Here is a 9,592-nt window from a genome sequence, read left to right as displayed (position 1 = left end):
ATCCTTACAAGTGTTGATGGTTGATGCGCGAATGAACGAACAAATCAACGAAAAATTGCAACAACTTCTAGATGATGGCAACGAAATTCGCGCCGTTGCTGGAGCTTTTCCTTTTTTTGATCCTATAATTTTGTCCATCTCTACCCAGCGTTACCTCCGCTCTTGTCCTGACTCAGAATGGCAAGCACTGCTAGTAGCTGTAGAAAATAGTAAAAATCAGCATAAGAAAGGAACAGGACGAACCGCCGCCTCATCCGCACCCAATCAGACACCAACGCCACAGAAGACAAAGCCAGTTGATTTTTATCAAAACACTGATTTTACTCAAGCAGTAGCAGAACTAGAATCTTACCGCGTCACAACTTCTGAGAAAAACTTGTCTTTAATGATTGCCCAAATTTCCCAAGCACGCCAAAGATACACCCAAGCCACTGCCAAACTTTTACAGTTAGAGACTGTTACCCCAGAAGCAGTATACGAGGAATCCCTACTTTTGGATTTGTCAGATCAGGAGTGGGAAACAACACAAATGGGAATCCATCAGAGTGCAGAGCGGATTATCACCCAAGGCATCCCACAAGGACTGCCAAAAAATATCTTACAGGATGCGGTGAGTTTACAATTACAGTCCTTTGTACCAAAATCCGCCGAATCTTTGGCAAAGAACGTGTTGTTAGCTGTCCTCAAGCCGAATCTGCAAAAAGATGAAGAACAAACCAGACAATATGCTCAAAAGGCTGCTGCTGGAGTGCCACCGGTGATGGTGAAGGTACGGTACGGCCAGGTGATTGTCAAAAAAGGAGCGCAGATTACTGCATGGAACTTTAAGGTACTGGAGCATTATCACCTGGTTCGCCGGGAGGTAAAATGGCACGAGTTAGGGAAGTTAGCAGGTGTTATTGCGATCGCCATTGCTATTTTTGTCTGGGTAGAACGGCATATTGATTATGAATTGCGACAACGCGATCGCTTATTGGTGTTACTGCTAACTCTGAGTGTGCCAGGGTTGGTAACGATGGGATTGCCTTATACCACCTGGAGCGCCCTTGGGTTATTGTTGGGAAGCTTCTATGGCCCCATTTTGGCGTTGACAGTTGTCGGACTGCTGTTGCCGATATTAGCTATTAGCTTGGATATAAGCAAGGCTGCGCTTTTAGCTGGTGTCGGGGGAGGAATATTAGGTAGTTACATAGCGCAACGATTGCGATCGCGTGAAGAATTGGCATTATTGGGTGTTGCGATCGCTTTAACTCAGGGCGGCATTTATCTGATTGTTAAAATCTTAATTGGTCAAGCATTTGGTTCAACTTGGTATATTGTCCTCCGAGAAGCCGGATTGTTTGCTTTATCCGGTTTAGGCTGGAGTGTTGTAGCTTTAGGGTTGAGTCCTTATCTAGAAAAAGTTTTTGATTTAGTTACTCCCATCCGTTTAGCGGAGTTGGCGAACCCTAACCGCCCTTTATTAAAACGACTCGCTACTGAAACTCCTGGAACTTTTCAACATACGTTGCTTGTGGCTACCCTTGCTGAAGCTGCTGCCAAACAACTAGGATGCAATGTGGAACTAGTCAGGGCTGGAACATTATATCACGATATTGGCAAAATGCATGACCCCCTTGGCTTTATAGAAAATCAAATGGGGGGGCCGAATAAACATGATACAGAGATTAAAGATCCTTGGAAGAGTGCAGAAATTATCAAAAAGCACGTAACTGAAGGGTTGGTGATGGCGCGTAAACACCTTTTGCCGACAGCGATTCAAGTTTTTATTCCAGAGCATCAGGGAACGATGCTGATTGCCTATTTCCATCATCAAGCCCAGCAAATGGCGCAGGAAGATCCAAGTTTAATAGTAGACGACGCAGATTTTCGCTACGATGGGCCGATTCCCCAATCGCGGGAAACCGGAATTGTCATGTTAGCAGATTCTTGCGAAGCGGCGCTGCGATCGCTCGAAGCATCAAGTTCGGGTAAGCGTGTGGGAGAGAAGCGATCGCTCAAAGATGTCTCTACCGAACAAGCTTTAACAATGTTAAACAATATTCTGCGTGCCAAATGGCAAGACAATCAACTGGTAGATTCAGGATTAACACGAGAAGAAATGTCAAAAATTGCCCAGATATTTGTAGATGTTTGGCAGCAATTTCATCACAAACGAATTGCTTATCCTAAGTTGAAGGCTAGTAGCGCTGTACGGAATTCGTAATTAAAAAACTTAGGTTTAAATGTAGTAGGGTGCGTTGTCGCGCAGCGCAACGCACTATCAACAATTCAAGATGCTCCCGCCTACGGCATAACACACCCTACTTCCTACTGACTATCAGGGTTTGTGTGAAATGGTATTAAACTTTGTGTTCCAAGCTTGGAGTTTGATGTTCCAAACTCCAAGCTTGGTGTTCCAAGCTTGGAGTTTGATGTTCCGAACTCGAAGTTTGGTGTTTAGAACTCGAAGTTTGATGTTCCGAACTCAAAGTTTGCTGTTTGAAACTCGAAGTTTGGTGTTTGGAACTCGAAGTTTGCTGTTTGAAACTCGAAGTTTGGTGTTCCAAGCTCGAAGTTTGATGTTCCGAACTCAAAGTTTGGTGTTCCGAAGTCAAAGTTTGATGTTCCGAACTCAAAGTTTGGTGTTTGGAACTCAAAGTTTGTTGTTCCAAGCGAACTACGCTTGGATAATAAAATCAGATGCTTTGAGAATTGGCGCACCAGTAAGAGTCACAAATAGACCACCACTGCCGAAACCAGCCGTGCTGCCATTTTCGTTGTAGAACAACTGCCCACTCACAGGATCGTAGACAATTTTCGCCGTGCTAGTCCCCGCTGAAGAAGTGATTTCAAAATCACTCTCGTTACTAAAACCTATTCCCGCAACAGAAGTAATTGTATTAAAGGTAGCCTTATCCAGTACAATCTTGTCACTTTGTGTAGTGGCTGCAAAAAATCCACCGTAGAACCCACTAATACTATCTAGACCAACATCAGCGCTGTTAAAAGCAGCATCGGTATTGTAAAGGAATCTATCAACACCCTCACCACCTATGAGTACGTCATTGCCAGCACCGCCAACCAGAGTATCATTGCCAGCACCACCGATGAGGGTATCATTACCAGTTCCACCCCGCAGCAAATCATTGCCACTATTGCCGTGGATGATGTCATCACCTCCCTGACCATTAATCACATCGTCGGAGTCCTTAAAACCCGTAATGTTATTGTTAAGGTCATTGAGGAATGTAACGGTGTTCGGGTTAAATAACTCAGTTTGAGTGGAGTTGGCATCGAAGATATCAAAACTGTCAACGATGCCCCTCTGGTTATCAAACAGGATATTGCCAATAGCTGGGCTGGTATCAGATGCTGGTAAATTATTCAAGTTTTCTAAGAGGAAGTTTTCTAGAATGATTTTGGTATTGCTTGTATCTTCAAAAGTGAGTTCTAGATTGTTGCCATTTTGATTTAATTGCAGATTTTTAGCAGTCAATCCTAATCTAGTAAAATCCAAGGTATCAACTTCAGCAATTACCGCCGCTGATGGAAAAGTATCAACTTCAGTAATTTCCGCCGCTGATGGATTTGAAGTATCAACTTCAGCAATTTCCGCCGCTGATGGATTTGAATCAATACCTACGCCGCCAAAGTCGATTATGGTGTCGATGCCATCGCCTGGTGAGAAGATGAATTTGTCTCGACCACCATTACCAGTGAGCTTGTCGTTACCAGCTTTGCCCTCAATGATGTTATTGTTGGATGTGCCGATGAGGATATCTGCATCAGGCGTGCCCGTGATCAATTTCTCGACAAAACCCAAAGTGGTGGTTGCCACTGCACTGGTGTTATTCAAATCTTGCCCGTCATCGACGACAAATTCAATTGTGGTGTTAACAGTGGTAGCTGTACTGTTGTAGGTAACGCTGCTGAGGACTTGTCGATAATTGGCAATGGTATCCGTGCCGCTAAGGGTGAGAGTGCCTGTGGTGGGGTTGTAGGTAGCGGTGATGTTGCCGATGGCAGTGGCATTGAGACTTTCGGCTGCGCCATTCAAGAGATTGGTAATGGTGATGGTGGCACCAGCTAGGGTAGTGTCGTTGTCGTCCAGGGTGAAGTTGCTATCAATGATGGAGATGGGAGTGCCGCTAAAGGTGGTGCTAAAATCAATACCCTCTGAGTTGCCGTTGAGGTCGAGAACGGGGGCGCGGTTGCCAAACACCACATAGGTTTGCCCGGAATTGTCGCCGTTGGGGTCGGCAAAGGGTGTTCCGATAATCAGGTCGTCAATACCGTCGTCGTTGATATCTCCGGCACTGCCAAGAGAGTAGCCTGAACGGTCATCTGGATTGATGCCGTTGATGGCAAAGCCATTTGTGCCGTTGAGGGTGGAGAGGTTGAGTTGGGCAGCAAAACTTTCCTTGCTGCCAAACACTACGTAGCTTTGCCCTGAATTGGTACCGTTGGGGTCGGCAAAGGGTGCCGCGATAATCAAGTCATCAATGCCGTCGCCGTTGATGTCTCCCGCACTGCTGACAAAACTGCTGAAGAAACCGTCACCTTTATTGAAGCCGTTGATGACGAAGCCGTTAGTGCCGTTGAGAGTGGAGAGGTTGAATTGGGCAGCAAAACTTTCCTTGCTGCCAAACACCACGTAGCTTTGCCCTGAATTGTCGCCGTTGCCGTCGGCAAAGGGTGCCCCAATAATCAGGTCGTCAATACCGTCGCCGTTGATGTCTCCGGCACTGCTAACAGAGTTGCCTAAGGAGTCATATTGATTGATGCCGTTGATGGCAAAACCATTTGTGCCGTTGAGGGTGGAGAGGTCGAATTGGGCAGCAAAACTTTCCTTGCTGCCAAACACCACGTAGCTTTGCCCTGAAGAGGTGCCGTTGGGGGAGGCAAAGGGTGCCCCAATAATCAGGTCGTCAACACCGTCGCCGTTGATGTCTCCGGCACTGCTAACAGACTTGCCTAAGGAGTTATCTTCATTGATGCCGTTGATGGCAAAGCCATTTGTGCCGTTGAGGGTGGAGAGGTCGAATTGGGCAGCAAAACTTTCCTTGCTGCCAAACACCACGTAGCTTTGCCCTGAAGAGGTATCGTTGGGGGAGGCAAAGGGTGCCCCGATAATCAGGTCGTCAATGCCGTCACCGTTGATGTCTCCGGCACTGCTAACAGAGTTGCCTAAGGAGTCATATTGATTGATGCCGTTGATGATGAAACCATTTGTGCCGTTGAGGGTGGAGAGGTCGAATTGGGCAGCAAAACTTTCCTTGCTGCCAAACACCACGTAGGTTTGCCCTGAGGTGATGCCGTTGGGGTCGGCACCATCTGCCCCGATAATCAGGTCGTCTAGACCGTCGCCGTTAATATCCCCGGCACTGCTAAGAGAGAAGCCTGAGAAGTCATCTGAATTGATGCCGTTGATGGCAAAGCCCGACGTGCCGTTGAGGGTGGAGAGGTAGAATTGGGCAGCAAAACTTTCCTTGCTGCCAAACACCACGTAGCTTTGCCCTGAGGAGTCGCCGTTGGGGTCGGCACCATCTGCCCCGATAATCAGGTCGTCAACACCGTCGCCATTGATGTCTTTGGCACTGCTAATAGAGTTGCCTGAACGGTCATCTGGATTGATGCCGTTGATGGCAAAGCCATTTGTGCCGTTGAGGTTAGATAAGTTGAAAACTGAATTTGCCATGAGTTCGTCCTTTTGTTTTGAAAACTAAAATTTTGATGTTTGGAACTCGAAGTTTGGTGTTCTGAGCTTGAAGTTTCCTATCCTGAACTCGGAATTTAATGTTCCAAACTTGAAGTTTAATGTTCTCTTCTGGAAGTTTGGTGTTCCAAGCGGATTACGCTGATGCGTAGGCGTAGCCCGCCGTAGGCATCGCTTGATAGTCGCTGGAATGAGTTAATTTGACCGACTACCTGAATTTTTGCCAATTCGGGTCTAGTATGCTTGATGTTTTCGTAAGCGTTGAAGTATAAATTACAAACCCCAATAATTATGAAGGGTGGTGAGAAATGAATCAAGTTGACGGAAACAACCCTCTGCCATCCCTCGCTCTAAAATCTTGATCAGATACCCAAAATTTTCTTGCCAATTCCCTTGTTTGAAATACTTTCCTTGATTAATCGCAAGAAACCGGAATTGTCATGATAGCATATATGCTATCATATTTACATGGCAATTAAATTTGTGGTTGATACCAGCGTTTTTATTAGTGCGCTTATTAGCTCTAAGGGTTCCAGTAGAGAACTCATTCGGCGCTGCTTGAAAGGCGAATATCAGCCTTTGATGGGAAACGCTTTATTTTCTGAGTATGAGTCAGTTATTGGGCGATCAGAAATTCTCGCCAAATGCCCTTTAACGAATGCAGAAATTTCTGCTTTACTCGCATCATTTATGAGCGTGAGTCAATGGATTTATATTTACTACTTATGGCGACCTAATTTAAAAGATGAAGCTGACAACCACTTAATTGAATTAACGGTTGCTGGTAATGCTCAAATTATTGCCACTCATAATATTAAAGATTTCCAAAATGCTGAATTGTTATTTCCTAACTTATCAATCTTAAAACCTGAAGAAATTATTAGGAGTTAAACAAAAATGGCTACTTTAACTATTCGTTTACCAGACGAAAAACACAACAGATTAAAAGAACTTGCTCAAGCTAAAGGTATAAGTGTCAATAAGCTGATTGAAGAACTTTCCACCATAGCTCTAGCAGAATTTGATGCCAGTATCAGATTTAAAGCAATGGTCGCAACTGGGAACCCAGAAGAAGGCTTAAGAATACTGGCTAAACTTGATGCTTTGACAGAACAGAAAAAAGAGAGCTTGTAGCGCGATGATGCAAGCACCTACCTAATTGAGAAAAAGCTTAAAGCAGTTATGGAATAAAATAAAGAGGTGTTGAGTGAGCGCCCTGAATGCCGACTGATGCCCAATTGAGAGGTCTATATCGTCTTAGCTACTGGCTAACGTATATTACGCTTCAGCCCATACATCTTGTATGCATAGATGATCGAACCAGCAATCTTTATGTTTTGGCTGGAAGTACTGAGAATCTTGAGTTCCAAATTACGCCGAATGGAGAGGTGTTGTAATGAGTCAAGTCAACTATGCAGCCATGTCTGATGAGGAATTGAGGCAATATTTTCTCCTACATCGTGAGGACAAAATAGCACTGCAAGCATATCTGGATAGACTTGGCGATCGCCCACGCAATATTATAACAACTGTAGATGATCCCGACTTTGATGCCAAAATCCAAGCAGCAGTTCTAAAGCAGATGCAAGCGGCAGAGAATAAATAATGAGTTGAAAGCTGGCGATGTCTACGACGGACTATGACGCTTGATGACTTGCTACCGCAACTCTTGGAGACGCACTCGCGTTCGCTATCGGCGTCGCATACCTGTTGATAATCTTGTTAAGAGGTTTTTTTGAGGTGCGATCGCAGTTTCACATAGATATATGCTGAGTGTCAAAATCAACTAATATTCTGGATTCACTCAGGGCAAATTAACAAAAATTAATGGTAACAGCAAGCTTTTTAGAGGTGCGATGCGTAGTATTCTTGGGTAGTCGAGGCTGACGACCCTGATGTTTTGCCAAGCGTATCTCTGATTACTAAGTATAGTACTGAATGGCGTGAGCGAGTTAAGAAACACATAGAAGAATGGAGTTCAACAGCATTAGATACTATTTTTGGACTCGTTACCACCGATAGTCTTAAATATGTTTGTCTTTTTATTAACAAAAAAGATTTATTACTGAATGTAAATAATGACGAGATTAAACAAGAATATTATAAACTTATTAAAAAAATAAGAGTTAGAACTGAGAGTGTTGGAATAGAGCTTAAGGTTTTATATGGCAGTGCACGTGAAGGAGACCAAGTATTTACTTTGCGCGACCATCTTAGAAAAAGTAGCATTTTAGGATATAATCCAGATAAGGTTAACAAATATAAAATATGAGTAACTGGAGAGATCCATCTGAAAGAGACTTAGGACCTCAATACTCGTCTAGTGATTTTAAGTCTTTCAAATCCTCTGATGAAGAAAAATCATCACAACAAGACTTAAATCTGAAAAATAATACTAAATTAGAAGAACTGGTAAGGTATCTTTTAATTTTTTTGCTACTGTTCAATATCTGTTTTGGGATTTATATAGTAACTAAACTAACTGCTACAATTACACAACTTAATCAAATTCAACAACAAAATAATCAAATCCAGAAACAGAATAGCCAAATTCAACAACAGATTAATCAAGTTCAGCAGAAATTAGACCAAAAATAGTCATTGTAAAGAAAATCTATTCAATAATCTGGATTAAATCTTTCTCAAGAATGATCGCTTAATATCGAAGTAAAGAGTCGCAAACAGTTTTATGACAGCAGCACTGAAGAAAGCAAAGCCATATATTGAACAAAGAGATGGAGGATATTGGGTCGAAGGGATTCGTATCTCTCTCGATTCAGTTGTGTATGCCTTTTTGAATGGTGAGTCTCCTGAAAGCATTACCCAAAACTTTCCATTATCGCTAGAGCAGGTTTATGGTGCTATTACCTTTTATCTTGCCAACCGAGAGCTAATTGATGCGTATTTAAAAGAAGGTGAAAAAGAGTTTGAGAAATTGCAACACTTTCTTAGAGAGAAAAATCCGCTTCTGTATCAAAAATTAAAAACTGTTCAAATACAGAAGCACAGCGAGGCATGACAACAGTTCAATTTCAAGCAGATGCTGACCTACGCCAAGCGATTGTAACTGGCACGATACGTAGGCAACCAAATCTTGATTTTCAATCAGCTTATACAGCATTGCTCGAAGGTAAGAAAGATTCAGAGGTATTGGCGATCGCAGCACAGGATGGTAGAGTCCTCCTGACCCACGACCGTAAAACCATGCCTTCTAAATTTGGTGAATTCATAATGTCAAAAACCAGTTCTGGAGTTTTGATTCTTTCTCAGAATTTGTCAGTCAGTGATGCAATTGAAGCACTCATCCTTGTTTGGGAAGCTTCTGCTGCTGAGGAATGGGTCAATCAGATGAATGTCTATCCCATTCTAAATAACAAGTCGTTGCGGCAAAACTACAGCTTTCGATGCGATCGCTTTATGGTCACTTAAGTGAGTTAATAGGTCAAGCTTCATCTTCATCAATAGCCAGTACAATTTTTTTTTGGGGGCGATCGCCCTTTGTACCATTTAGTCGAGATGCCTTAGATTTTGTAGCAGAAGTAGAATTTCCACCTTTTCTAGCAAGTTCAGCCATCCATTTTTTAGTTCCAAATATTCCATTCATCAAAGCAGGAATACTCAAATCTACATCTAGAGTTTTCCAGTGTAATCCTTCACCAGAAGGTGTTACCTCTACTTCTGCTAAGTCCTTGACTGAAGCACCTGCTAGCCCTTGTCCTACCTCTGACGGGAACCCAAACATACATTTGTTGGACAAGAAAACTATAATCATTCCTAAATAAGCGTTATAAAAAGCACGAGTAGCCCGTGGTTCAGATGTGGCAGTAGCATCTAAGTTTGCTCTGGCATTGGCTAGCTTTTCTTTTAATTCTACTTCTGCTACAAAATCTAAGG

At 43.2% G+C, this 9,592-nt stretch carries 12 protein-coding genes; 8 read left to right on the top strand and 4 right to left on the bottom strand.

Annotation, left to right across the window (positions count from 1 at the left end; all coding sequences use genetic code 11):
- A partial coding sequence (locus tag LC574_RS12080; RefSeq protein ID WP_229453741.1) for an HD family phosphohydrolase occupies positions 1–2,206 on the top strand: 2,206 nt, incomplete at its 5' end.
- 136 nt (positions 2,207–2,342) lie between these two features.
- Here the strand turns inward: LC574_RS12080 and LC574_RS12075 are convergent.
- From LC574_RS12075 to LC574_RS12060, 3 genes are all read right to left on the bottom strand, one after another.
- Positions 2,343–2,639 (bottom strand): hypothetical protein, encoded by a 297-nt coding sequence (locus LC574_RS12075; RefSeq protein ID WP_229453740.1) that lies wholly within the window; start codon positions 2,637–2,639, stop codon positions 2,343–2,345.
- A gap of 20 nt (positions 2,640–2,659) precedes the next feature.
- Complete coding sequence (locus LC574_RS12065; RefSeq protein WP_306422108.1) at positions 2,660–5,680, bottom strand: hypothetical protein; 3,021 nt, start codon at positions 5,678–5,680, stop codon at positions 2,660–2,662.
- 116 nt (positions 5,681–5,796) lie between these two features.
- Positions 5,797–6,015, bottom strand: coding sequence for a hypothetical protein (locus tag LC574_RS12060; RefSeq protein ID WP_229453739.1), 219 nt, complete (start codon positions 6,013–6,015; stop codon positions 5,797–5,799).
- 151 nt (positions 6,016–6,166) lie between these two features.
- Between LC574_RS12060 and LC574_RS12055 the strand changes: the two genes are divergently transcribed.
- From LC574_RS12055 to LC574_RS12025, 7 genes are all read left to right on the top strand, one after another.
- Positions 6,167–6,589, top strand: coding sequence for a putative toxin-antitoxin system toxin component, PIN family (locus LC574_RS12055; protein ID WP_229453738.1), 423 nt, complete (start codon positions 6,167–6,169; stop codon positions 6,587–6,589).
- Positions 6,590–6,595: 6 nt separating this feature from the next.
- On the top strand, positions 6,596–6,832 hold the full coding sequence (locus LC574_RS12050) for a toxin-antitoxin system HicB family antitoxin (RefSeq protein WP_229453737.1): 237 nt from the start codon (positions 6,596–6,598) through the stop codon (positions 6,830–6,832).
- Between the two features lie 262 nt (positions 6,833–7,094).
- Positions 7,095–7,304: a hypothetical protein gene (locus LC574_RS12045; RefSeq protein ID WP_229453736.1), complete on the top strand. Its 210-nt coding sequence runs from the start codon at positions 7,095–7,097 to the stop codon at positions 7,302–7,304.
- A 294-nt stretch (positions 7,305–7,598) separates the two neighbouring features.
- Positions 7,599–7,970 (top strand): hypothetical protein, encoded by a 372-nt coding sequence (locus LC574_RS12040; RefSeq protein ID WP_229453735.1) that lies wholly within the window; start codon positions 7,599–7,601, stop codon positions 7,968–7,970.
- Positions 7,967–8,296, top strand: a complete 330-nt coding sequence (locus LC574_RS12035; protein WP_229453734.1) for a hypothetical protein — start codon at positions 7,967–7,969, stop codon at positions 8,294–8,296. The genes LC574_RS12040 and LC574_RS12035 overlap by 4 nt, the downstream gene beginning before the upstream one ends.
- A gap of 91 nt (positions 8,297–8,387) precedes the next feature.
- Positions 8,388–8,717: a DUF433 domain-containing protein gene (locus LC574_RS12030; RefSeq protein ID WP_229453733.1), complete on the top strand. Its 330-nt coding sequence runs from the start codon at positions 8,388–8,390 to the stop codon at positions 8,715–8,717.
- The gene (locus LC574_RS12025) at positions 8,714–9,127 is read left to right on the top strand and encodes a DUF5615 family PIN-like protein (protein ID WP_229453732.1); all 414 of its coding nucleotides are present in this window, start codon (positions 8,714–8,716) and stop codon (positions 9,125–9,127) included. The genes LC574_RS12030 and LC574_RS12025 overlap by 4 nt, the downstream gene beginning before the upstream one ends.
- Positions 9,128–9,140: 13 nt before the next feature.
- Here the strand turns inward: LC574_RS12025 and LC574_RS12020 are convergent.
- On the bottom strand, positions 9,141–9,592 hold a 452-nt coding region (locus LC574_RS12020; protein WP_229453731.1), incomplete at its 5' end, for a DUF2442 domain-containing protein.

Source organism: Nostoc sp. CHAB 5715 (assembly GCF_020829685.1).
Lineage (GTDB): Bacteria > Cyanobacteriota > Cyanobacteriia > Cyanobacteriales > Nostocaceae > Nostoc.
Note: the sequence above shows the minus strand (reverse complement) of the source record. Positions and strands in the feature narration are given on the sequence as shown.